At 36.7% G+C, this 23,753-nt stretch carries 23 protein-coding genes and 2 pseudogenes; 7 read left to right on the forward strand and 18 right to left on the reverse strand.

Annotated features, from left to right (window positions below):
* Window positions 1-19: 19 nt before the first annotated feature.
* The 4 genes from solA to NP781_RS03615 all read right to left on the reverse strand — a co-directional run bounded on the left by solA (window position 20) and on the right by NP781_RS03615 (window position 5,115).
* A complete protein-coding gene (gene solA / locus NP781_RS03600; RefSeq protein WP_257521385.1) occupies window positions 20-1,135 on the reverse strand; it encodes an N-methyl-L-tryptophan oxidase in 1,116 nt (371 codons plus the stop codon).
* Window positions 1,136-1,262: 127 nt separating this feature from the next.
* Window positions 1,263-2,612 carry a uracil-xanthine permease family protein gene (locus NP781_RS03605; protein WP_221680501.1) on the reverse strand — a complete coding sequence of 450 codons (1,350 nt, stop codon included), beginning with the start codon at window positions 2,610-2,612 and terminating at the stop codon, window positions 1,263-1,265.
* Window positions 2,613-2,662: 50 nt separating this feature from the next.
* Entirely contained in the window at window positions 2,663-4,030 is a 1,368-nt protein-coding gene (guaD, locus tag NP781_RS03610; RefSeq protein WP_257521386.1) for a guanine deaminase, read from the reverse strand.
* 194 nt (window positions 4,031-4,224) lie between these two features.
* Window positions 4,225-5,115, reverse strand: a complete 891-nt coding sequence (locus NP781_RS03615; RefSeq protein WP_221680503.1) for a LysR family transcriptional regulator — start codon at window positions 5,113-5,115, stop codon at window positions 4,225-4,227.
* Between the two features lie 117 nt (window positions 5,116-5,232).
* Here NP781_RS03615 and NP781_RS03620 point away from each other — a divergent pair, with 117 nt between their 5' ends.
* The 3 genes from NP781_RS03620 to NP781_RS03630 all read left to right on the forward strand — a co-directional run bounded on the left by NP781_RS03620 (window position 5,233) and on the right by NP781_RS03630 (window position 7,872).
* Window positions 5,233-6,417, forward strand: coding sequence for a YbfB/YjiJ family MFS transporter (locus tag NP781_RS03620; RefSeq protein WP_257521387.1), 1,185 nt, complete (start codon window positions 5,233-5,235; stop codon window positions 6,415-6,417).
* A 185-nt stretch (window positions 6,418-6,602) separates the two neighbouring features.
* Window positions 6,603-7,343 carry a class I SAM-dependent methyltransferase gene (locus NP781_RS03625; RefSeq protein WP_257521388.1) on the forward strand — a complete coding sequence of 247 codons (741 nt, stop codon included), beginning with the start codon at window positions 6,603-6,605 and terminating at the stop codon, window positions 7,341-7,343.
* A 13-nt stretch (window positions 7,344-7,356) separates the two neighbouring features.
* Window positions 7,357-7,872, forward strand: a complete 516-nt coding sequence (locus NP781_RS03630) for a DUF6886 family protein (protein ID WP_257521389.1) — start codon at window positions 7,357-7,359, stop codon at window positions 7,870-7,872.
* Between the two features lie 48 nt (window positions 7,873-7,920).
* On the opposite strand, the gene NP781_RS03635 is transcribed toward NP781_RS03630, so the two are convergent.
* On the reverse strand, window positions 7,921-8,406 hold the full coding sequence (locus NP781_RS03635; RefSeq protein ID WP_257521390.1) for an NUDIX hydrolase: 486 nt from the start codon (window positions 8,404-8,406) through the stop codon (window positions 7,921-7,923).
* 148 nt (window positions 8,407-8,554) lie between these two features.
* Window positions 8,555-8,968 (reverse strand): GrpB family protein, encoded by a 414-nt coding sequence (locus NP781_RS03640; protein ID WP_257521391.1) that lies wholly within the window; start codon window positions 8,966-8,968, stop codon window positions 8,555-8,557.
* An 84-nt stretch (window positions 8,969-9,052) separates the two neighbouring features.
* Here NP781_RS03640 and NP781_RS03645 point away from each other — a divergent pair.
* A pseudogene (locus NP781_RS03645) lies at window positions 9,053-9,163 on the forward strand (DUF523 domain-containing protein); the annotation flags it as partial.
* A 40-nt stretch (window positions 9,164-9,203) separates the two neighbouring features.
* Here NP781_RS03645 and NP781_RS03650 read toward each other — a convergent pair.
* A protein-coding gene (locus NP781_RS03650; RefSeq protein WP_257521392.1) for an IS3 family transposase occupies window positions 9,204-10,345 on the reverse strand; the annotation gives its coding sequence in 2 pieces (ribosomal slippage) (window positions 9,204-10,072 and window positions 10,072-10,345; 1,143 coding nt in all).
* A gap of 89 nt (window positions 10,346-10,434) precedes the next feature.
* Here NP781_RS03650 and NP781_RS03655 point away from each other — a divergent pair.
* Window positions 10,435-10,778 (forward strand): annotated as a pseudogene (locus NP781_RS03655) (DUF523 domain-containing protein); the annotation flags it as partial.
* A gap of 39 nt (window positions 10,779-10,817) precedes the next feature.
* Here the strand turns inward: NP781_RS03655 and NP781_RS03660 are convergent.
* Window positions 10,818-13,202, reverse strand: a complete 2,385-nt coding sequence (locus NP781_RS03660; protein WP_257521393.1) for an ABC transporter permease — start codon at window positions 13,200-13,202, stop codon at window positions 10,818-10,820.
* A 3-nt stretch (window positions 13,203-13,205) separates the two neighbouring features.
* Window positions 13,206-13,964, reverse strand: a complete 759-nt coding sequence (locus tag NP781_RS03665) for an ABC transporter ATP-binding protein (RefSeq protein ID WP_221680511.1) — start codon at window positions 13,962-13,964, stop codon at window positions 13,206-13,208.
* Window positions 13,965-14,122: 158 nt separating this feature from the next.
* On the opposite strand from NP781_RS03665, the gene NP781_RS03670 reads away from it, so the two are divergent.
* The gene (locus tag NP781_RS03670; RefSeq protein WP_257521394.1) at window positions 14,123-14,881 is read left to right on the forward strand and encodes a DUF4184 family protein; all 759 of its coding nucleotides are present in this window, start codon (window positions 14,123-14,125) and stop codon (window positions 14,879-14,881) included.
* Between the two features lie 13 nt (window positions 14,882-14,894).
* Here the strand turns inward: NP781_RS03670 and NP781_RS03675 are convergent, their stop codons facing one another.
* The 6 genes from NP781_RS03675 to NP781_RS03700 form a co-directional block, all read right to left on the reverse strand.
* On the reverse strand, window positions 14,895-16,334 hold the full coding sequence (locus NP781_RS03675; protein WP_257521395.1) for a sensor histidine kinase: 1,440 nt from the start codon (window positions 16,332-16,334) through the stop codon (window positions 14,895-14,897).
* A gap of 9 nt (window positions 16,335-16,343) precedes the next feature.
* Entirely contained in the window at window positions 16,344-17,063 is a 720-nt protein-coding gene (locus NP781_RS03680) for a response regulator transcription factor (RefSeq protein ID WP_257521396.1), read from the reverse strand.
* 32 nt (window positions 17,064-17,095) lie between these two features.
* Window positions 17,096-17,794: an ABC transporter permease gene (locus tag NP781_RS03685; protein ID WP_221680515.1), complete on the reverse strand. Its 699-nt coding sequence runs from the start codon at window positions 17,792-17,794 to the stop codon at window positions 17,096-17,098.
* A gap of 18 nt (window positions 17,795-17,812) precedes the next feature.
* A complete protein-coding gene (locus NP781_RS03690; RefSeq protein WP_257521397.1) occupies window positions 17,813-18,685 on the reverse strand; it encodes an ABC transporter ATP-binding protein in 873 nt (290 codons plus the stop codon).
* A 159-nt stretch (window positions 18,686-18,844) separates the two neighbouring features.
* Entirely contained in the window at window positions 18,845-19,861 is a 1,017-nt protein-coding gene (locus tag NP781_RS03695; RefSeq protein WP_221680517.1) for an ABC transporter permease, read from the reverse strand.
* Window positions 19,858-20,586 (reverse strand): ABC transporter ATP-binding protein, encoded by a 729-nt coding sequence (locus NP781_RS03700; protein ID WP_221680518.1) that lies wholly within the window; start codon window positions 20,584-20,586, stop codon window positions 19,858-19,860. Before NP781_RS03700 ends, NP781_RS03695 begins: the two co-directional genes overlap by 4 nt.
* A gap of 116 nt (window positions 20,587-20,702) precedes the next feature.
* On the opposite strand from NP781_RS03700, the gene NP781_RS03705 reads away from it, so the two are divergent.
* Entirely contained in the window at window positions 20,703-21,299 is a 597-nt protein-coding gene (locus NP781_RS03705) for a TetR/AcrR family transcriptional regulator (protein WP_221680519.1), read from the forward strand.
* 40 nt (window positions 21,300-21,339) lie between these two features.
* Here the strand turns inward: NP781_RS03705 and NP781_RS03710 are convergent, their stop codons facing one another.
* From NP781_RS03710 to NP781_RS03720, 3 genes are read right to left on the reverse strand one after another with little or no spacing between them, the layout of a single operon-like run.
* The gene (locus NP781_RS03710) at window positions 21,340-22,137 is read right to left on the reverse strand and encodes an ABC transporter permease subunit (RefSeq protein WP_257521398.1); all 798 of its coding nucleotides are present in this window, start codon (window positions 22,135-22,137) and stop codon (window positions 21,340-21,342) included.
* Window positions 22,134-23,021 carry an ABC transporter ATP-binding protein gene (locus tag NP781_RS03715; protein WP_255601033.1) on the reverse strand — a complete coding sequence of 296 codons (888 nt, stop codon included), beginning with the start codon at window positions 23,019-23,021 and terminating at the stop codon, window positions 22,134-22,136. The genes NP781_RS03710 and NP781_RS03715 overlap by 4 nt, the downstream gene beginning before the upstream one ends.
* 21 nt (window positions 23,022-23,042) lie before the next feature.
* A complete protein-coding gene (locus NP781_RS03720) occupies window positions 23,043-23,678 on the reverse strand; it encodes a TetR/AcrR family transcriptional regulator (protein WP_221680522.1) in 636 nt (211 codons plus the stop codon).
* Window positions 23,679-23,753: the final 75 nt, after the last annotated feature.

Here is a 23,753-nt window from a genome sequence, read left to right on the forward strand (position 1 = left end):
TTGTACCAATCCTTTTTTGCTAAAATCGACTAAGTTTAAAGGGAGATAAATCTTGTTTACTTTTGCCTTCTACAATTAAATCTGCAAGAGCTTCCCCAACGGCACTACTAAATTTAAAACCATGACCAGAAAAACCTGCAGCAATCACAATATTCTGATGTTCAGGTAAAAAGTCGATAATGAAATCTTCATCTGGTGTCATCGAATACTTACATGTTTTTCCGTATTTAAGCGTTCCATGCTGAGGCATAAACTGATCAATGAAGTTTTGTAAGTCAACAGCATCAGACGCATCAAACGGACGTAGAGGGTCGTTTGGATTAACTATATCACCACCATCGTGTCGTCCAAGTTTTAACCCCGCTCCTTCAATACTTGGAAAACCGTAGTAGGTTGAATCGGCAAATTCAAAGCAATAGGCTGGAAAAACTTCATCACGATACAGCTGCTCATCTGCCTCAAACCATGCAAAGGTTTTCCGCGTTGGTGTAACGGGTATGCTCACGTCCACTGTTTGTAGTAGCTCTGTTGCCCATGCACCCGCCGTTACTATTAATTGCTTTGCTTTATAGCTACTATGTACAGTTTGTACCTGTACAATATCACTAGCTTGGATAGCCAATACTTTTTCATTTGTTCGGAGGCTTGCACCCGCCTCTAAGGCTAATTTTTTATAGGCTTGGATACATGCTTCAATACGAAGGACACCAGCAGTTGGTTCAAAGCAAGCAACTAAATTTTTTGGTAAGAATAACCCTGGCCATTTGTTCATCGCCTCAGCAGGTGAATAGTGTTCAAGTGCTAAATTATAGAGCGCAGCACTAGCCTTCACATTTTGAATAAAGGCACATGTTGGCGCTCCAATATTAACTACACCAGTTTGTAAAAATAAGCTTTCATTTGCTAATGACTCTAGCTCTTGCCAAAGCTCGCCAGCTCTTTTTACAAAAGGTACATAGCTAGCTCCTTCACCATAAGCAAAGCGAATGATTCTTGTATCCCCATGATGACTACCTTCTTCATGTGGTGGAGTAAAGGCATCTAGCATAAGTACATTTTTCCCTTCCTTTGCTAAATAGTAACCAGCCGCCATCCCCATGGAGCCAGCACCAACTATTATGACATCATAGTCCATTCTAATCCCTACTTTTTTGCTCTAGTATAACAGATTTTTAGAAAAGGAAACAGAAATTTTAGAAAATAAATAGACACAGCACCTGCAATCCGAATGGACTAAAGATGCTGTGTGTTGTAGATAGCTACTATTTTGAGCTTGGTAAAATTTTATTAAGGAAAATCGCTACGAGCGCAGCGGTTGCAATAGGCGAACCAAATAAATACTGCACAGTTGTAGGTAAGGAATACAGGAAATCATCAGGCAATAATGTCAATGCTAACGTTAAAATAACAGGAATCGCGATGACATACATTTCCTTTTCACCAATATGTTCATTTTTCATGACCTGTAAACCACTAATGGCAATGATGCCGCAGACGATCACAAATACACCACCGATAACAGCTGAAGGAATTGCTGAGATGAGTGCTGCTAGTTTACCAGAGAAGCCGAAAACGATAAACCAAATACCTGCAGCTATAAAGACACGACGGCTCGCAATCCCAGTAATAGAGATAACACCCGCATTTGTTGAGTAACCAGTAACAGGAGTGGAACCAAATAAAGAAGCAATAAAGCAGCCAATTCCTTCACCAATAACACCACGATTAATTTGTTTATTTGTCAAAGGTTGGTCGATGACATTGCTAATAGCAAACCATGTTCCTGTTGTTTCTGCCATTAAGACAATATATATAATGACCATTGTGATAATAGCAGAAAAATTAAAGCTAAAACTAAAATCTGCAAATGGAATTTGTGGCATGCTAAACCATTTGGCTTGCGATACAGGAGATAAATCTAAAACACCCATGATATTTGCTGCAATACTACCAGCAATTAAGGCAATGATGACAGAAGCAATTCGGAATAGACGTCCTTTTTGATGGAAGACTGTGCCTAACATGACACAAATAATTAACACGAATGCTGTGATCAGCGCTAAATAAATGTTTTGATTTATGGATGCACCTGCTCCATTAAAAATATTATCACTTAAACCAACAGGCATTAAGGATAGTCCTACTACAAAGATAATCGTTCCACCAACAATTGGTGGAATAAATGTTTGGACAATTTTATTGAAGATTCCTGTATAACCTAAAATAATAACCAAAATGGCTCCAATTAAACTAGCACCTAACACAGTACTCCAGCCTAAATCACCACTACCACTTGCTGCATAGATCCCAACAATGGCACCAAGTGGAACATAAGATGGACCTTGTGCCATCGGTAATTTCATACAAAAATGTGTTTGCACAATTGTCGCGATCCCAGCAGCAATAAAGGTTGATTGAATCAATGCGCTTGCCTGACCAGTTTGTAGACCGATTAGCATGGCAATTAAAAAAGGCACCACATAAACATCCATCGCCATAACATGCTGTAAACCGAGAAGAGCAGACTGACCGAGCGAAATTTTTTCATCTGGTAATACGGTTAATTGTGTTTGTTTTGTTTGATTAGTTAGTTTTCTATGTTGTGTTTCCACGATGTTGCCACCTCAAAATGATAGATTTTTATTAGAGATTAAGAGAATGATTAGCCTCTCGTATGAACTTTATTTCCTTGCACCCATACCTCGCGGATATTTTCTGGGCGTACAAGATACATGATTTTTTGGAATATATCGTGTAAACCTTCATTTTGATCAAAAATCGGAAGCCTAGCAGTAGGAATTTTTGTATCGATAATTTGTACATCCCATGTATAGTTTTCCTGTAAACGGCCAATTGGAAGACTTAAGCTTTCTCCACCACCAGCTGTAGCAAGATAGAAGGCCTCATTTATTGTAATGCGTGAATTTGGGACACCACGCTTTTCGGCGGAAATGGATGTATCTACACCATCCTCTAGCATTCTCGATGACATAACAGCTTGTCTTGCATTATCAAAAAGACTTGGAGAAAATCCGCCTGAAACATCTGAACCTAGTCCAATATCAACGCCCATTGCATGAAAGCGGGCGATTGGAATCACGCTGTTAGCAAAATAGGCATTAGAGATTGGACAATGGCCTATGGCAGTGCCAGTTTCAGCAAATAATCTGGCATCCTCATCGCTTAAGAAATTACAATGAGCCATGACAGATTTATCACCTAACAAACCAAAGTCATGTAAGGCAACGGCATCATTTTTGTTGAATCGTTCTTTGACGTAGCTGTGCTCCCAGTCACTTTCACTACAGTGTGATTGAATATGTGTATCGTATTTCGCAGCTAATTCACCCAAACCCTTTAAGGCACCGTCTGTACAGCTTGGAATAAAGCGAGGAGTGACAACAGGATAAACACCCTGTTTAGTCGCTTTGGCTAAATTTTTTACAGCTAAAATAAATTCCTCCGTATCCTCTAATGCGGTTTTTGTGTTTTCATCTCGATAAAAATCTGGATTCTGTTCAGGATCGTCCATGACTACTTTTCCGACTAATCCTCGCTGACCCTTTTCAGCACAGATTTTCGCTAAAAGTACACTGGCCTCCTTATGAACTGTCGCGAAATATAATGATGTAGTTGTACCATTGGCAAGTAGTGTGCTTACTAAATCCTCATAAACTTCTTGAGCAAATGCTAAATCGGAGAATTTTGATTCGATAGGGAAAGTATATGTGTTTAACCAATCGTAAAGGGGAATGTCTAAAGCTGTCCCAGATTGTGCCCATTGAGGTGCATGTACATGCAAATCGACAAATCCTGGTAGGAAATATTGCCCTTCAGCTAATGCGTGGAAGTAATTTTGATCTTGATATGTAATTAATAGTTGTTGGTAATCAGCTTGTTCAGGAGCGACAGTTTTAACAATCATGCCGTCAGCATTAATGAAAAATAAATAATCCTTTAAAATGTGAACGTCAGTAGCAGATTTACTAGTAAAAGCTGTTCCTTTGAAAATATGCGTATATTCAGACATAAAAACCACCTTAATGTTCGTTTATTGATAATAATACGGATTATTATAGGCTATAAAAACTATTAAGTCTACAAAAAAACGAATATTAGTATGGTGACTAAAGAAATACATGCACCTTTTTAACTACATTTTTACAGCTTTGACAAGTGTTGATGGATAACAAAAGAAGGCACCTTTTTGAGAGTGCCTTCTTACTACATGATGGATTCATTGATGATGTGAAGAAAGTTATTAAAGGATGTGGAGTGATGCAATTCATTTTTTCTTGTACAAAGGTAGATCGGTCGTTGGATATCAATGTCCTTAATAAAAACGCGGGCAACTTGCTGCTGTAGTATAAAGCTAGAAGCTGCTATGGATGGTGCTAGCATCGTACCAAAACCTGCTGCAATGGCATGTATGGATTCATTAATCCCGTCTAGTTGTAAACCTACTTTCGGTGGAGGAATTTTATGCACTTTACATAGGGCATTTAAGTATTCTTTTGTGGAACTACCATCCTCCCTTGTGACGAAGGGCTGCTGCATAAGTTCTGCAAGGGATACTGTTTGACCTGCCAGATGATGATTGTACGGCACAATAAACCAATAATCCAAATTCATTAGAAATTGATAATTAATATCAGCATGATGTCCATCTTCTTTGACGATAAAAGCTAAATCAGCTTTATAATGAAGTAAATCCTCAATCACTTGCTGGGAATTGGCGGTCTTTAAATGAATATGTGTGGCTGGATAAACTTGTTTAAATTGAGCTAACCACTTAGGTAGTAAAAAATGGGAGGGAACATGTGTCGAGGCAATTTGCAATTCTTCATTGCCTGTATTTTTAAGCTGTTCAACTTTATTTTCAATATCAGTTTCTAGATCAAATAAGCGCTGTGCTTGTTTGTATAAAAAAGTACCATTTTGTGTTAGCGAAATGCCCCTACCTTTGGCTTCTAACAATGTCAAACCTAGTTCTTTCTCTAAATTTCGAATTTGAATGGTTACAGCAGGCTGACTAATCATAAGTGTCTGTGCCGCTTTGGAAACACTATTGTGTTCAGCCACCTTTGTAAATAAACGTAGAGCATGTAAATTCATGTCGTTACACCTTTCATAAATTTTTTTTATGCTTTTATATACATTATATATTAGATTTATTAATTTGCGCTCTGTATCCTTTTAATTACAGTAGAATAATATGGGAGGGGGTTCATCATGAATCGACAACATATAGGGATTGTCTTTGGAGGAATTTTATTATTGGTTGTTGCAATGGGGATTAGTCGATTTGCCTTCACACCGATTCTACCCTTTATGCGTCATGATGTAGGATTTTCATTGGAAGTGGCTGGGTTTTTAGCTTCAAGCAATTATATTGGTTATTTCATTGGCGCATTATGGGCAGGGTTCATTTATCGTCAACGTAAAAATGTTTTAATGGCAAGTGTTGTTACCAATGTCCTATCTGTTATATTAATGGGCTTAATAGAAGTGTATAGTGTCTGGCTAGTTCTGCGTTTAATTGCTGGCATTACAGGGGGCCTTATTTTTGTGTTAACATCGAGTATTATTATGGATTACTTGGCGAAGCATTCATTATCACGATGGTCTGGCTATGTATTTAGTGGCATAGGCTTAGGGATTGCTATTTCAGGTTTATGTGTACCTGCTATAGAAGCAAGATTTGCTTGGCAGGGTGCATGGTTGGGCTTAGGAATTTTATCAGCGATTTTTTTATTTATCACCTCTTATTTATGGAGAAGTTTAGTGGTGCAGGACAGCACAAAAGTTACGAAATCTCTTGATACAAAAATGACAAAGGGTTTTATGCCATGGCTGATTTTATCCTATGGCTTAGAGGGGTTAGGCTATATTATTACAGGTACTTTTTTAGTCGATATTATTCATAATATTCCTTCTCTTCAAGCTTACTCTTCCTATAGCTGGGTCATTGTGGGGCTAGCGGCTATTCCATCTGCTCCTGTTTGGACGGTCTTATTAGAGAAGTTTTCAGCTATAAAAATTTTGTTTGTGGCGTACATACTGCAGGTGGTTGGTATCCTGCTACCTGTTTTTGCGCAAACGGTATGGAGCGTTTTACTAGCATCGTTTTTATTCGGTCTAACCTTTGTAGGAATTGTCACGCTAACTACTTCCTATGCAAGACAGCTTTTCCCGACAAAGAGCGGATTGGTTGTTTCCTTATTAACAACCTTTTATGCTTTTGGACAAATTATTGGACCGATCATCGCAGGAAAACTGGTTGAAGTTTATAGTAGCTATAAAGCAGCACTTGTATTTGCTGGTGTCATTGTGTTTCTTGCATTGCTCGTTATGGTAATTGGTAGATGGCTAACTGTAAAAAAAGAAGCTGTTGCTGAACATACAATTTCTATATAACGCATAAAAGCCAGAAATCCTATTTGGATTTCTGGCTTTATCATTTACTTAAAGAAGCCGTGCCTCTATCTACATGATATTAAAAAATAAAATAAAAGTCTATATATTTTTTTCTTTATATGGAAAAATAGACAAGTGCACAAAGAACGTAACGTTACGATTTTACTTTGAAATGGGGACTTTATATGAACACAGAACAAGCCATTCAACGCTGGAATCGATATGCGGAAAGGTATACAGCTAACTACGATGAGCAGGGTGACATACATCGTGTCGTACTGTTAAATCCCACTATCTTTTCTTTGCTAGGAGAGGTAGATGGAAAGCATCTATTAGATGCAGGATGTGGAGAAGGCTATTTAAGCAGATTGCTGGGAAAGAAGGGTGCAAGAGTAACAGCTGTTGATTTTTCGCAAAAAATGCTAGATATTGCCATGGAAAGAACACCACAGCAGGAAGCTATTCAATTTTTACACGGGAATTGTGAAAATCTATCATTTTTAGCAGATGAACAATTTGATGGTATTGTTTCAAATATGGTTCTCCAAGATTTAGAGGATTATCAGGGTGCTCTATGTGAGATGTATCGATTATTAAAACCTAATTGCACTTTTATTTTTTCAATTTTACACCCATGCTTTGTGACACCAAATAGTGGATGGATAAGACATGAGCAGCTAGATCAACAGTATTGGAAAGTCCAACGTTATTTTTATGAAGGGGAGTATCACCAGCTAGATGCTGACCCACCGATCGTTCTATACCATCGAACATTAACAAGCTATGTGCAAGCAATTAGGCAAGCTGGATTTACTATTGAGGCTATTGTAGAGCCCAAGCCATCACAAGACATGCTAGAGAAGTATCCTCAATTTGTGGAAGATTTGCATTGTGCAGATTTTATTGTTTTTAAATTAAGGAAATAAAGGAGAAATAGCCATGCGTTTATTTCATGTCAGTGAAGACCCTACTATTATGATTTTTCATCCTCGACTGCCTGAGCGACCAGATTTAGATGCCACAAAAGGGCTAGTATGGGCAATCAGCGAAAGATGCTTGCCAAACTATTTAACGCCAAGAGATTGTCCGCGTGTCTGCTTTCATGCAGGAGACCAAACAACAGAGCAGGACAGGCAGCACTATCTACCTCAAGCTTCACATGTAGTAGTTATAGAAAACAAGTGGTTGGAAGTATTGAAGACTACAAGTCTTTACCTATATGAGTTTGATAGTAATGGATTCACTTTACAGGATGATATTGCAGGCTATTATACGAGTGAAATAACACAAATGCCCTTCAATGTCTCTGAGATCAACGATATAACGAAAGCATTAAGAGAACGGAATGTTGAATTGCGAATCGTAGATAGCTTATGGGAAATACATGATGAAATCCAAAATACAAGCTTAAATTGGTCGATGTGCAGAATGCGCTTTGCACAACCGAGATTCTAAAATCAAGCCTCGTTATGCACCTATTGCATGGACGAGGCTTATTTTTTATTAGACAGTAGATGTTTGTTCAATTGATGCTGAAGAGATATTGACTAATTTCTTGTCTTGATAGGTAAAAATATAATCATAGTTAGTTGTTTCATTGAGCATCGTAGGTAAATAATATTTTAAGTCCGCAATCCCTACATTTTCAGGGTGGAAAATCCAAGTAAGCTCCTTCCAATCAAGAATGCCCTCAGCAACCTTTATCGGTGTTACATATGGAAAAGATTCAGGTAGTTCCGCTATAAATGCATACATACAGCCATAATTAACAACGCCATCTGTCCAGGTTATTTTACCCTTATAGGTAATATCCTCAACCGTAATGCCTGTTTCTTCTTTAATTTCTCGTAAGGCACCAGCTAATGGTGTTTCATTCTGTTCAATTTTGCCACCTACACCATTCCATGCTCCCATCCATTGTGGCTTGTCTCTATTTAGTAAAAGGATATCATCACCCTTCTTCAGAAAACAAATTGTAAATTCAGCCAATTTTGTTCCTCCTTTTTTAGTTATCTGAATTGGCAGGAGACCAGCCAGTCTGCTGACTCCAATGATTTGCTTGTTTTAAAATTTCCCATATAATCGATTCTTTAGATTTTGTATAGTGTTGACGATTAAGTTTGTATTTCTTAGCCAATTAATATTTTACCTGCTCATAGCGATGACAGTAATCTGGATGACAGCGCAAAAAATCTCGAAATAATAAGGCTAGCTGCTCTGCCCAACTCCCAGCTTGTCGAACATGAATATGTACTCGTTTATCTCCTGAAGCCTCTCGAAAATAGCGTTTAGACTTGTCTGGATTTTCTACTCGATAGCTAAAACCTAGAGATTCTAATGGAGCTTTAAATGCTGCCAATGGTGTAAACGATGCGACGGATATTTGTATATCAATTACAGGTTTTGCTGCTAAGCCGGTTACAGCGGTTGAGCCAATATGATCAATTCTCAGCGCTATGTTTCCTAAGGCCTCCCTCAATTGACAGCCTATGCTATGAAATTCCTTTGCCCATTCATCTGTATAAGGTAAAATCAAAATAGGATCAGGCATTTTATCTCCTCCCTTAGTCCTCATAAAATTATTGTAGCACGCGTGTTATAGTGGAATAAAGATAGTAGAGGGAGTGAGAAAACGATGATTTTAATAAGTGCTTGCTTAGCAGGTTTAAATGTTCGTTATAATGGCACAAACAGTCTAGATGAAAAAATACAAAAGCTTGTGTTAGAAAATAAAGCTGTCACGGTTGGCACTGACTGTCGTTTTTGAGACAGTAAGAAAACACCTTTTAAACAGCCAGTTGCCGGTATTTAACGGGCGACTGGTTGTTTAGTTTCGTTTGAATACGGATATTGTTATAATAAGTAATATAATCTTCGACGATTTGTTTTACACATGCATTCGTTGTGCTGTGTATGCCGTCAAGGTAGAACGTTTCTGACTTTAGCGAGGAGTGAAACGTTTCGATTGGGGAATTATCTGCGGGCGTGCCTTTACGAGACATGCTCATGGTAATTCCTTTTTCTTTTACTGCTTTTTGATAGTCATACGATGTATATACAGAGCCTTGATCACTATGCAAGGTAACCCTTTCTGGAAGATGGTGGAGTTGATGAAGCGTATCTAAGACAAAGTTCGTATCTTGAACAGGACCAATTGTATACGCAATAATTTCACCGTTAAACAAATCCATAATGCTTGAAAGATACAACACAGATTGTCCAAAAGGCAAGTAAGTAATATCTGTTACGAGCTTCTGTAAGGGCTGGTCTGCGTGAAAATCTCGAGCCAATTTATTATCAGCTATTTGTGCGGGCTGCCCTGTACGTTTTCGTTTCTTCACTTTTACACGACATGACCAATTATATTTTTGCATCACACGTTGGATTGTCTTTTCGCTAATACCTGAGAAAAACGTAGCGATTTTGCGATAACCATAACGAAATTGATGGGCTGCACAAACTTTTCCGATTGCTTGATCACGCAACTCTTTTTTAGAGATTTTCCCCAGTTCTTTTTTCCAACGATAATAGGTAGCGCGTGAAACCCCTAGGAATTCACAAATTGTCTGAATAGGCATCTGTCCCTTCAATTCTTCAACAGCCTCTACAAGTACTTGTCCAACCACTTCCTTTCCAATTCTTCGTACTTTTTTAGCACTTCAATTTGTTGTTTTAAATAACGATTTTCAGCTTGTAAACGAGCTTCTTCTGATGCATGTTCAGGCCCTTTTCCATAAGCGTACTGTTTCCCCACAGGTTGGTGTAATCGATGTATTTCTCCCTTGCGATACCACCACATCCATGTTTTCAATTGTGTTTTATTTTTAATCTTTAATTCTTCTAATACCTGTTTGACCGGGATTCCTGCTAATCTCATTTCAATTGCTTTCATTTTTATTTCTATTGGATAGCTTACTCTTGTTCCCATAGAAAAAACACCTCCGTTGATTGTTTGGTATGCTTATACCCGTTTTTCAACGAAAGGTGTTTTTATTTGTCTCACTTTTCTAGGTCAGTTCGGTTTGTCCAGAGCTGATGGGAGGCTTTTCAACGCCCCGTGAGCCCGCTGAAATTGTGGGAGGCAATGGACAAGATGTACTTGATGGCAACGCAACAGTGGTTGAAAGTTCTGGACAAGATGTCACAGATTTATATCTGAAGGAGCCTATGCAACCTTACAAAAAGCGCTTGAGGTGGGAGCAACTCATGTCATTTTAAAGGAATATAGTCCATCCTGTGGCAGTGCAAAGATTTATAATGGTAAGTTTAACGGAACAAAACGAGCTGGTGAAGGAGTAACTACGGCTTTGCTGCGAAGAAACAATATTATCGTGCTATCTGAAGAGAATTTTTTGGAATGATTAAAGAAGAGGCCCCTAAACTAGTAGGGGCCAAAATATTTATTCAACAATTAATATGCGAGGCGACGTTTTAGCAATTACTTTGGTCGAAATCCAGCCGCCCAAAATGGCAGCTATCACACTTACAAAGCTTATACCGATACTTGTTGGCCAGTTGATAACAAGCGGTAGTTCGAGTAAGCCATAATCTAAAATAATCGACTGAAGTGCAAGAGGAATTAATTTTATCCCGATAAAGATTCCTGCTAATGCACCTATTATGGATAGAATTAAAATACCTATTGTAATCGACCATCTAATATTTGTAGAGCTCATTCCAATGGATTTATAAATGCCATACGTGCTACTTTCTTTTCTAACATTAATTCGCGATACACTAAAAATAATAATGCAGGTTACGATGATAAATAAAATACCAACGATTGAAAGGGGAATGACTAAATCGGCCACGACTTCTTTAAAGACGGCATCTAATAATAGCTGTTGTGTGACAGCTGATACAGAACTTTTAAAGTGCGTATTTAAATCCTCAACGAATGGCGTAGCGACTGTTTCATCTAAAAGATTAATCATACTTACCTCTGAAGTAGTATAGGTAGTGTTATAAACTTTAATAACCTCTGCTGTAATTCTTGCTGAATTCGACATGTTCGCTATCGATTGATAGATTCCGGTCACAATAAGAAAATGCGGTTTCCCCTCAAGATAAACTTCTACAATATCGCCTATATTTTTATTTAAAGCGCGAGCGACATTGAGTCCAATCGCGATTTCGTTCTTACTGATTGGATTACGGCCAGACATTGTTTTATAGCCAGCAGCATCAAAACTACCCTCGATTACATTGACATTAATATTTAATGGAGGATGGCTGTCATTAGGAAGTACGCCTGTGAATTGATCAAGCCATGCATGATCCTTAACCCGTTCATCAGCCTTTAAAAAATCTTCAAAATGTCGTTTTGAGAAGGTTTCTTTATTAGATACTGTTACTACTAAATGTGAGTCATCATATCCCCATGAAGGAGATGTTTCCTTGATGGAAATAAAACTATTTAATATGACTACACTAAAGACTAGTATGGCAGATGTAATGGAAGTAAGTGCAATGACAAGGATAGAACTTTTTATGTTTTTGGTGATACTTTTAAGACCAATTTGAAGTTGAATCGGTAGACTACTTAATCGAAATAATCTATTCGAGCTGTTTCTGCGCCGATTCATTTTACTATTTGCACTTTCTGACATCCCATATTTGATGGCTTGAACAGGCTCTACATTTCGAGCCTTGTGTGAGTAGAAATAGGCAGTGAGTAGCACAATGCCAAATAAGATGAGAGCAATCACCATATTGAGTAGAGTATCTTGATGTATGGTTAAATGATTTCCTGCCTTCATATAGGATAAGGAGCTTTCTATAATTATTCTGGAAAGGAATTTACTAATGATGATGCCAGGAATAATCGCGACAGCAGACAACAATCCGAATTGCAATACATAAGTGATACTTATCTCTCGAGAAGAAAGACCCAATGATTTTATAACACCTATTGTTCTGTAATTCGTTAAAATGGCATCGGAAATGCTAAAACCAATAACAAACAAGGAAACCAAAAGCATAGCTATACCAAAGGCGATCATAATAAAGCCAATGAATTTATTAATAATCAAATAAAAAGAAGCCATTTCTTCATATTCCATTTTAGATTCAAGATAAGGTCCCTGCAGATATTTTTCAAAATCAGCCCAATAATTGGTGTTTTGCTGATAGTCATTAAAGCGTAATGCCATCATGTACTGATCAGAACCTGTTATGGTTGCTAAATGCTGTTGATAGTCAGTATTGTTCATCCAGATACGGGCATTTGTTGTAAAAGGGCCTCCATATGGCATATCAACCACAATACCTGACACTGTTAAATTAAACGTGCTCTCACCTGTATGAAATTCAATTGCATCACCGAGCGAAATGGTAGCGCTTGATGCCAATGATGTGGGAATCCAAATCGTACCCTCAGGAGGAGAGAGTTGCTTTTCACCCTCAGAAAATAGTAATTGATCAATTATAAACGGTGTATTTGGCGTATTCATCATAAATAAATAGATATTGGATATTTCTTTCCCATTGAGCGTAAATCTAGATAAATTTCTATAGGGTATGAGACTGGAGGTAGTCACGCCTGGTTGCCCCTGCCACCAATCGTTTACAGCGATCGGGTTATGAATATTGTTACCCATTGTTAAAATTTGATGGGCACCATTTGAATCATGATGGGCCTTTTCAAAAATATTGTTTGTATTGGTCAGTATAGTGACAGAAGTCGCCAGTAAAAGTGTTGATAGAAAAATAAGGACAACCATTAGTCCATTTTGTATTTTCCGTTTTCTTATATAGGAAGAGCAAAGGGTAATAATCGCGTACATTTTTTACTCCTTCCCGGCAACATAAGAAAAGATAATGTGTTCCCGTTCTTGTATGTTGGTATGATCATATTTTTCAAAGTTTAAGATCCCATCTATCTTTCCATCCTGAATGATGATTAGGCGATTCGCACGACAAGCTGCCTTCATATCATGTGTAATCATGACAATGGATTGCCCATTTCTATTTAAATTCGTTAAGGTATCTAATACTGCTACACCTTGATCAAAATTTAAACTGCCAGTAGGTTCATCTGCAAATAACACTTCAGGATTGTTGACCAATGCTCTAGCAATGGCAGCTCTTTGTTGCTGTCCACCTGATGTTTGAGAGGGTAATCGATTTCTTTGCTTTTCAAGTCCCATTAAACTTAGTAGTTGCTCCGCTTTTTGTATGACTTCCTTTTTATTTTTTTTCGCAATGTATCCAGGAAGAGCAATATTTTCTAGTAGCGTCATATCTGGAATGAGATTGCTACTTTGATAGATATAGCCAACCTTCTGTGAACGAAAGGTAGCTAACTTTCGTTCAGAAAAGGTATCAAGTTTTTCTCCTTGAAAATAAACTTCACCTGCTGTAAGGGCATCAAGCCCACTTAAAAGATAAAGAAGCGTTGATTTACCAGAACCAGAATTCCCCATAATAACGGTGAAATCCCCTTTATAAATGTCCACATTCATATTCTTAATAGCATGGAATTGTTCGCTGCCTGTTGAATAGGTTTTACATAAATTTTGGGCTCGAATCAGTATCTCTTTTTCCATGATAAGGCCTCCTTGACTCATTTTCTTTAGTGTAATATGTAATTATTAGTAAGCCCTTATGAAATTATTAATAAATTCTTACAGAAGAGTAACCTTTCTTAATAGTAAACGTTATAATATGCGATTTAATAGATGTAATAAATAAGGAGGTTAGAGATATGCCCTTAACATTTGCTCATCCAGCGGCAGTCTTACCTTTTTCTCGAAAAAGTAAATATATCCATTTTTCTGCATTGGTTTTAGGAAGTATGGCTCCAGATTTTGAATATTTTTTAAGAGGTCGGCCGATAGGGGAGATTGGTCATACCTTTGCAGGGTTCTTTTTATTCAATCTTCCGCTCGTTCTTTTAATCTACTGGATTTATCAAAGGTTTATCCAACAGCCAATCATGAGCCATTTACCACAGTTTTTACAAGATACAGAAAGCCATCAAATTGCAGGAAATAACATATGGAAAATCTTTGTTTTTGGCTATTCTGCATTGCTGGGCATGTTAACACATGTCATATGGGATTCATTTACACATCAAAATGGGCTTATGGTGACAAAACTCCGAGTTCTTACTCAAACATATACTTTCTTTGGCTATCAAATACCGATTTATAAATTTCTACAACACGGGAGTACATTGCTAGGAATTGTGCTAATCTTTGGATATGTATATTACAGAGCAACTTTAAGCAAAGATAAAAAAACACCAGCTATATCTTCACGGAAAAAAATCATCTTTTGGAGTTTACTAGCTGTTTTAACGCTCGGATATGTATGTCTATGGCAGCTTATTAACGGCATTCCTTTAAGAAATTATGGAGTATGGGTTGTTCGTATTATCGATTCATTTTTTGGTAGTATACTTACCCTTTCTTTCTTTTTAGCATATAAGAAAAGAACGTTGAAAGAAAAAAAGACTTCCTAAAACGGGAGTCTTTTTACGAGATTGGAAGTATAAGTGTAAAGGTAGTGCCTTCATCAGGTTTACTATGAAATGAAATGGACCCATGGTGCGCTTCCATAATATGCTGACAAATGGATAGGCCAAGTCCTGCTCCTTCATTTTTAATGACTGATTCACTTCCAGGTTGCCGACCTCTAAAGTAACGTTCAAAAATAAAAGGCATATCTTCGGGAAGCATCCCATTTCCAGTATCTATTACTTGGATATAGAGTGATTGATTTTTGATATAGGTAGTAATGGTGATGGTATCTTCATGAGAAGAATGCTTTAACGCATTGGTAATAAGGTTGGAGATCACCTGCTCTAGTCGATCCGCATCTACTAGAATAAGGACATTAGGAATCCTAGTAGGTCTTATAAAATGAATATTGGTTGTTTGGACATAATATTGAATTGGTTTCAAAATGTTTGTAAGAACGTCTTGGCTATATTGTTCTTTTAAATGGATCGGGATATGACCAAGCTCCTTTAAGGTATGAATAAATAAATCATCAACTAGCCTCGACATCTTATCCGTATTAGACTGCATGATTTGAATATAGGCCATAAGCGAATCTTCATCTCGACAAATCCCCTCTGAAATAGCGTCTAAATATGCTTTGATGGTGGTTAAGGGAGTTCTCACTTCATGAGATATATTAGATATGAGTTTCTTTTGAGTTTGCTCTTGTTCATTGTGCTGGATGGCTAACTGTTTAATCTCTAATCGCATTTGATCAAATACTGCATACAATTCACCAATCTCATCAATTTTCGAGTGGATGGTAATTTGTTCGTAATTTCCTTTTACAATTTCCTCTGTGTTGTCCTTCAGCTCATGTAAAGGCTTTAAAATATCTTGATGAACTTTCCTTACTATGAATAGGGCAAGGCAAATAATCAAAAGACTCAAGAAGCTAATAAAGACTAATAAAAGAATTGAGCTGGAATTCGTCTGTTTTAAAGGAAAGAGAATGTCTTTGTTCAGGGAAAAAATAGCATTACCTATTTGTTCATTGTTTTCTCCATTCATAATCGGAAAGGCTATATTAATCTTTCCAAGCTCTTGTTGTGAGGTAAATAAATCATAATGTATATCATGTTTAATATGAATAGTTGAAACATCATTTTTAATTGAAGTGTAACTTACTGTTCCATCTAGTTGAACTACTGTAATATCAATATTCTTGTCATCACTCATTTGTTGTAGCGTGCTACGTATAGCCGAATCTAATGCTAAATTTGGAAAATGATCTTCTATGTACAATAATAATGGATTTACTGATAAACGAATTTGATTAATAACATATTTATCTTGTGATTCTTCTTGAGAAGGCTCTGTTGCAAAGAATAGTGAAAGGACAACGATAAACAATAGTACAACACAGATTAATAGGGCCCATATCCACTTACTCATCCAATTTTTTAGGTACATTTGATTCTCCTATGAGTGATTGGCTGTACTGAATTTATATCCGACTCCCCAAACTGTTTGAAGATAAACAGGATGAGAAGGGCTGACTTCAATTTTTTCTCGAAGCCTTCTAATATAAACCGTAATTGTATTTTCATCTCCATAGGTCTCATAACCCCAAACGGCATCAAGTAACTGACCTTTAGAGAAAACTTGATTTCTATTTTTAGCTAGGAAAAATAGCAGTTCAAACTCTTTTGCTGACAGTGGTATTGGCTTGCTATCACGTAAAAAAATATATTCCTGTTTATTTATGACCATATTATCTATGTGAATGACATCTACTCCCATTTGACCACCATTATGCTGAAGCCATCTATCCTGTCTTCGTAAATGAGCGTTTATTCTCGCGACAAGTTCACTTAAAGAGAATGGTTTTGTCATATAATCATCTGCTCCAAAACCTAAACCCAGTACTTTATCTGTCTCACTTCCTCTAGCACTTAAAATAAGAATGGCAACATTGCTATTTTCACGGATTTTACGACATATTTCAATGCCATCACAATCTGGTAGAGAAAGATCAAGGATAATGAAATCAGGTTTAGATTCTTGCAAATAATGGATTGCTTCATGACCTGTTCGAACAATATGAGAATCGAACTGATGAACACTTAAGTAGTCCCTTATAATATTAGCTATATCATTTTCGTCTTCAACAATTAGTACTGTGATGTTCCTGTTGCTCATACATACTATCTCTCCTTAGTAAGATGTCTAAATCATTTTCTTCGGTTGACTAGGAAAAAAAACAAAACAATGATAAGGAATGCATAAATTATAATCCATGTGTATTGCCAATAAAAAACATTGGGTATCACTTCAATTTGATCGCCCACACTCATCATTTCTAATGAAAAATGAAGAGGAGGAAGTAACCAAAGAAGTCCAGTTAGAATAGAATCTTTTAAAGTAGCGATAACGACAGAAATAATAAGGATGCCTATTACACCCCACCACGTATTTCTTCTATTTTTCACGAGTTCCCTAGTAAATAAAGCAGTGAGTGCAATGGCAAGTAACGATAAACTAAAATGAGACAAGAAACCAAGTAAAATATGTAATAGTTTAGGCTTCTCAAAAAATGCCTCTATTAGGATTGGATAGATGACAGAAACACAGCTTAGGCTAAAGGCAAGCAGCCCACAAATTATGAATATCCCTAAATTGTAGTCTAATGTTTTTTTCGTATGAAGGGTAGTAATCATTTTTTGTCCTTCATCTTCAGCATGAAATAATGTAACAGTAAACCAGCCCATTAAAAAAAAGAGCACAAGAGATGTAAATGAATAACTATCTAATATTGGATTAGGGACAAAAGTATAATTAACGATAAGACATAGAATGAAGATTGTAAAAGGTGGAACGTATTGATAGGTTCTTAAATAATTTATCAATTGATAACGTACTAAACTGCTCATCTCTTTCGATTCCTCCTTTCAAAAATGAGAAGAGAATTGTTCTTTTTTGTAGTGGACAGTAGCTAAATATTTAATTGAAGCATTTTGTTGTAATAATTTCAGTAAAATTTGATCTGAATCCTTTGCTGGAACAATCGTCACTATTTCATAATGTCCATTCACTAAAAGTTGTTGTTGTTGAATCTCTATCGAAGGTATGATTTCATCGAGTAATGATAGGCTAGCAATCTCAAAAATTAATCGATGCGTTGGATTGCGATCGAAATCCTCTATCTGAAAGATCGTATTCTCTTGAATAAGTAAAACGGAGTCTACAAGGTTTTCGAGTAATTTGGTTTCATGACAGGTTAAGAGGATACTGAGTCCTTTGCTTCTTACTCTAGCTAAGATTTGTTCGAAATCATTTTGTGCCTTGGCATCAAGTCCTGACAATGGTTCATCCATTATCAGTAGATCAGTTTCTTCTAGCATCGCCTGCATAATCATCACCTTTTGCTTCATCCCTTTAGAGAAATGGACAATCCTTGTATCTTTTTCCTCTTTTAGTTGAAACATCTCAAGTAATTCTTCTATCTTCTGCAAAAGCTGCTTTTTAGCCATACCTCGTATACAGCCCATGTGATAAAGATATTCTTGAGGCGTAAATAAAATATGAGTAGGAGTTATTTCTGGTACATAGCCAACTTTTAATGATGTTTTAAGCTTCACAATAGAACCACTGTCTGGTTTAATGAATGCTGCAATAATTTTGAGTAAAGTGCTTTTTCCAGAACCATTTTTCCCTACTAGAGCAATGATTTGATTGGACGCAATTGAAAACGATACATTCTCTAAAATTTTTTTCCCATTGTATTGTTTACAGATGTTTTGTACTTCCAAAATAGTAGTCATCTTCACACACCTTTATTTTTGGATAATTCTTCTCCATAAAATAATTATAATGAAAATCGACCATTCACTTCAATTAAATTGGTTATATTTCCTGTTTTTAGTTATTTCAATTACATAAAAAAGCTCTGCCTTTCAAATAGCAGAACTTTTAAGGATTGATTACAACGAACGATATTTTTTTAAACTGATAATATTTAATGTAATGAAAACAATGGCAAAACAAGTAAGAATGCTGAGATTCACTATAATATCAGGAAGTGAATAACCTTTATACATCACACCATTCAATGCGTCCGCAGCATAGTATAGAGGCATGATACGCCCAATATTTTGAAGCCATTCCGCCATACTATCCAGCGGGAAAATACCCGAAAAGAACACTTGAGGAACAATAACAAGCGGAATAAATTGCATCATTTGAAATTCTGAAGCGGCAAAGCTAGATAGCAACGCACCTAAGGATAACGATACAAGAGCGACCATCATATTGATGAGTAGGACAAGCCAGATGGAGCCTACATGAACAATATCGAGCACATAAATACCAAACAGGACGATAATAATTGTTTGCAGGAACGCAAATAAACCATAGCCAACCATATAGCCTGCTACAATTTCTGAGCGTTTAATCGGTGTCGCTAGTAAACGCTCCAATGTTCCAGAAGTACGCTCCTTTAATAAGGCAATGCCAGTAATTAAAAAAACAAAGAAAAAAACAAAGAAGCCAATGAGCATAGGACTAAATATATCAAAAATAGCCGTATCCTGATCTCCATAAACATAGTCCGTTTTCATACTACCTATAGAGGCTTGTGTAGGCTGTAAGATTTGAGCAAGTTGCATCGTTAAAGCCTTTGCACGAGAAGGATCATCATTTAATAAAGTTAACTTACTAGTATTTTGCTCTACAGCTAGCCAACCACTATACTCTTTATCTTGTAGCTGTTTTTTTGAAAAACCATTGTCCACGATAATGGTAAGATCAGCCTCTTTTAATTTGTCGATTAATGGGGCGGGCGCATTAGAGACAACAAGTGTGACGGAAACCTCGTTACTATTAAAAATAAAATACATTAAGGACAAGACAAGAAGTGGAGCTAAAAATAATAGAGCAAGTGTCCGTCTATCTCTTTTCATTTGTTGGATGATTCTTGTGATGATAGCACCTATTCTCATTGAACGTCACCTCCAGCTTTTACAAACACCTCATCAAAGTCTTTTGCTTGATAATGATCTTTTAACTCTTGTGGGGTACCCTGTGCAATAATATGCCCACTTCTCAGCATGGCCAATTGATCACATCTTTCCGCTTCATCCATCGCATGTGTCGTCACTAAAATGGTTTTTTGTTCTTGATCTTTTAAACGAATAAGTTCTTGCCAAATTTCCTTTTTTAAGACAGGATCTATCCCCACCGTTGGTTCATCCAAAATGAGTAATTTAGGATTTTGAATAAGGGCAATAGCAAGAGATAATCGACGTTTCATTCCTCCCGAATAATTTTCCACTTTTAGTCGTAAGTCATCTGTTAAACGAACGAGGCTTGCCGCATAGGCTACTCTTTCTATTCGTTCCGCCTTTGCTAAGGAATAAAGCTTTGCAAAAAAATGTAGATTTTCTTCCCCAGTTAAATCTGTATAAAGTGCATCTGATTGTGCCATATAGCCAATGTCATTTAATAATTGTCTATGAGGAACATTCAAATCTAACACTTGAATAGTACCACCATCAGGTTTCAGCATTCCCATAATCATTTTGATTAGTGTTGTTTTCCCACAGCCTGACGGACCGAGTAAGCCCATTAACTGTCCTCTAGGAACATCCAAAGATAGGGGAGCAATAACTTGCTTATGTTGAAATCGTTTTTCGAGAGATTGAATAGAGATTGCCTGGTTGCCCATATGGTCCTCACTCCTTCACTGAACACAATGTTGATTTGATAAAAATTTTACGGTAGCATGTGAGCAAATACAATCAACAGTTTGCCAGCAAGTGTTAAGTAAATGGATGGAATTATGTGTCTGTACATGAAAAAATGAATTTTGAAACGAAGCAAGCCATTAAAAATGCTTTTATACAACAAGTAGAGGAGGTAGGCTTTGAGCGTGTGACTGTAAAGAATTTAGCGTTAGTAGCTGAAATTAATCGTGGCACGTTTTACTTACATTATTCAGATAAATATGATGTGATGGAGGACTTGCAGCAAGAGCTATTAATGGAGTTGGAGCGCTATGTCAAACATGTTCAGCCGTTGGATGCTTTTCAAACGCTAAAAATGGGGCAACTCTATCAGCCATTTATCAAGGTGATAACGTGTATAAAAGAGCATGCACCAGCTTTTCGTATGTTATTAGGAGAGCAGGGGAGTCCTAGCTTTACACAAAAGGTGAAAATGATCTTTGGGAGTCATATTTTGGACAGATTATCGCTTATACGCAAGGAAGCACAAGATCCCGAGTTTCAGCAATATATACAAGCCTTTATAGCATCCGCCATTTTAGGGGTCATTCAGCAGTGGTTGGACAAGGGGAACGAGAACTTAACGGTAGAAGAAATGGTCGCTCTACATTTTCGATTAATACGTTTTTTAGGAAATGTAGTAGGTACTATTTAATGGAAAACCGCTACAGTACTGGAACTGTAGCGATTAGAAATTAGAGATGTAAATCTCGCTTTACAAAAAAACGAATGGCTAGACTATAGCAAAGCAAACCAATAAGTAAAAGTGTACCTAGCATCCACCAGCAAGAGCTATTTTGTTGGATTAATTGAACGGAATCGAACAATGAATAGATTGTAATGTATTGTAATTTGTCTAGTGAACCACCCATATTGCTCAGTGCCTCAATCAGATAAAAGACAATGGGAATGCCAGCACTATAGGCATAAGATGTTCTTAAATCTTTGCTGCTGCAAGACATAAGAAAGCAGAATCCACTAATGGCAAAGTGCAATAAAAATAGCCCGAAATTTAACAGCAGTAGAGCCGTTATGTCCAGCTCATTAGGGAATAATATTTCCGCAAAGACAATCATGACCAACGTAGTAACAGCAAGAAGTGTAAAAAGACTAATGATCAAAAATAGTGCTTGTGTAAAGACAATTTTAAAACGTGTATTCGGTGTAGCGATTAAATATGCCATCGAACCATTATCAATATAGCCCATGATGAGCTTATTGGCTAACATGATAGAAAATACCATAGGAAGAATCATTAATAAAAATCCATATAAATAGGTGGAGAGAAATTCTATCAAGGTATCGCCAATGCTGGTCATACCAAAGGCTGCCATCATCTCAGGCATTGTTTCTGTTAATTTTTTTAGCATATCCGTCATTTCTGGGTTATACATATAAATCACACTGACAATATATAGCATTAGTACACCTATAATAATGGTGAATAGTTTAAGAGAGGCTAATAACTCATACTTGAATAAGGTAAAATTCATGATTGAGCACCTCCACTTTCGTAATAATGCATAAAAATATCTTCAAGTGATTGGGAAATAACGTCTAAGTCTATAATTTTATAATTAGATAGCGTATGGAGAAATGCTTGAAGGTCTCCCATTATAGTAATCATCACTTTTGTAGAAGAGATTCGTTCAAGTACATATTCCTCATCAAGGAAGCGAGTCAGCTCTTGCTCATCTTGAAACTCAAGCATGTATTTTTTAGATTTACGTTTCTTTAAATCTGTAATGGTTTCAGTCGCCACGATTTTACCTGCATTAATAATCGCTACACGATCACAAGTTTTCTCTACTTCTTCAATCATATGGGAGGACATAAAAATGGTTGTTCCTTTGTTCTTTTCAGCTAAAATGAATTCAATAAATTTTGTTTGCATGAGCGGGTCTAAACCACTAGTAGGTTCATCTAGAATGACAATTTCGGGATGATGCATGAAGGCACAAACTAAGCCAACCTTCTGCTTCATACCTTTCGACATTTTTTTTATGAGCCCAGAAGCATCTAATTCAAAGAAATGCATTAATTCCTCGGCATGCGTGTAATCATTCATACCTCTTAACTTAGCAATAAAGTGAATAAATTGCTTACCCGTCATTTTATCAATAAACGCAATTTCTCCAGGTAAATAGCCAACAAATTGTTGAATGGTTGCAGATGCTTCCCGACAATTTAAACCGTTAATGAAACAAGAGCCCTCAGTTGGCTGTAAAAAACCCATTAAATGGCGAATGGTTGTGGATTTTCCTGCCCCATTTGGTCCTAAAAAACCGAACACTTCACCCTTTGGGATTTGTAGATGAACATTTTGTATACTATAAAAATCGCCAAACTTTTTAGTTAAATGGTTTACTTCAATCATGGACACGACACACACCCCATTTTATTGATACAATAATGTTTTCAAAAATAGAAAATATTCACTAGCCTCCTCCATGCATTGCTCAATTAATTCGTTAAAGAGCTCTTGATTATCTGCATGCGCTTTTAATCTTTCCTCATAACGATGACTGATGCCATCTGTTACCCATTGAATGGTATCAATTGCCTTTTTTATTTCCAAATTTTCTCGGAATAAACTCGTATCAATTCCTTCAAATGCAGTTGCATAAGCATTTTTTTGAAAAGCGGCATTGTAATGATTTAGTTCATCTCGTACCTCAGAGCTTGTTTCAGCATAGGCCTTTTTCAAAAAATCAAACAGCGCATGATATTGCTTCATAAGATCAATTTTAATTTTCATGATCTGTTCATAACGCTTAAAAATATCAGGCTCTGCTAAATCAATTTGGCGATTAAGTGCCTCGGAGAATATAGTAGTTGTATAGTCATATAAGAAAAGATATAAATTTTTTTTACTACCAAAATAGTGATATAAAATGCCCTTTGAAATATTAGCATTGCTCACAATTTTGTTTGTTGAAGCGGTAGCATAGTTATTGAGTGAAAATTCCCTTAAGGCAGCATTAATAATTGCTTGGCGCTTTTCTTCGGTTAAATTCATAAAAGCTTGATACAATTTTTTACTCCTTCCCATGCTATTTTATGCCATTATATAGAAATTGACTACTATGGTCAATGTGATTTGGAAAAA

This window comes from Lysinibacillus sp. FN11, assembly GCF_024628845.1.
GTDB lineage: Bacteria > Bacillota > Bacilli > Bacillales_A > Planococcaceae > Lysinibacillus > Lysinibacillus capsici.

Bases quoted from the DNA above. Each gene is read 5' to 3' on its own strand.
- NP781_RS03640 (WP_257521391.1), bottom strand. From the start codon at position 8,968: ATGCCTGATCCTATTTTGATTTTACCTTATACAGATGAATGGGCAAAG.
- NP781_RS03680 (WP_257521396.1), bottom strand. From the start codon at position 17,063: ATGAGCAACAGGAACATCACAGTACTAATTGTTGAAGACGAAAATGAT.
- NP781_RS03665 (WP_221680511.1), bottom strand. From the start codon at position 13,964: ATGGAAAAAGAGATACTGATTCGAGCCCAAAATTTATGTAAAACCTAT.
- NP781_RS03695 (WP_221680517.1), bottom strand. From the start codon at position 19,861: ATGAGAATAGGTGCTATCATCACAAGAATCATCCAACAAATGAAAAGA.
- NP781_RS03710 (WP_257521398.1), bottom strand. From the start codon at position 22,137: ATGAATTTTACCTTATTCAAGTATGAGTTATTAGCCTCTCTTAAACTA.
- NP781_RS03625 (WP_257521388.1), top strand. From the start codon at position 6,603: ATGAACACAGAACAAGCCATTCAACGCTGGAATCGATATGCGGAAAGG.
- NP781_RS03615 (WP_221680503.1), bottom strand. From the start codon at position 5,115: ATGAATTTACATGCTCTACGTTTATTTACAAAGGTGGCTGAACACAAT.
- NP781_RS03660 (WP_257521393.1), bottom strand. From the start codon at position 13,202: ATGTACGCGATTATTACCCTTTGCTCTTCCTATATAAGAAAACGGAAA.
- NP781_RS03690 (WP_257521397.1), bottom strand. From the start codon at position 18,685: ATGACTACTATTTTGGAAGTACAAAACATCTGTAAACAATACAATGGG.
- NP781_RS03630 (WP_257521389.1), top strand. From the start codon at position 7,357: ATGCGTTTATTTCATGTCAGTGAAGACCCTACTATTATGATTTTTCAT.
- solA (WP_257521385.1), bottom strand. From the start codon at position 1,135: ATGGACTATGATGTCATAATAGTTGGTGCTGGCTCCATGGGGATGGCG.
- guaD (WP_257521386.1), bottom strand. From the start codon at position 4,030: ATGTCTGAATATACGCATATTTTCAAAGGAACAGCTTTTACTAGTAAA.
- NP781_RS03715 (WP_255601033.1), bottom strand. From the start codon at position 23,021: ATGATTGAAGTAAACCATTTAACTAAAAAGTTTGGCGATTTTTATAGT.
- NP781_RS03685 (WP_221680515.1), bottom strand. From the start codon at position 17,794: ATGAGCAGTTTAGTACGTTATCAATTGATAAATTATTTAAGAACCTAT.
- NP781_RS03675 (WP_257521395.1), bottom strand. From the start codon at position 16,334: ATGTACCTAAAAAATTGGATGAGTAAGTGGATATGGGCCCTATTAATC.
- NP781_RS03670 (WP_257521394.1), top strand. From the start codon at position 14,123: ATGCCCTTAACATTTGCTCATCCAGCGGCAGTCTTACCTTTTTCTCGA.
- NP781_RS03620 (WP_257521387.1), top strand. From the start codon at position 5,233: ATGAATCGACAACATATAGGGATTGTCTTTGGAGGAATTTTATTATTG.
- NP781_RS03700 (WP_221680518.1), bottom strand. From the start codon at position 20,586: ATGGGCAACCAGGCAATCTCTATTCAATCTCTCGAAAAACGATTTCAA.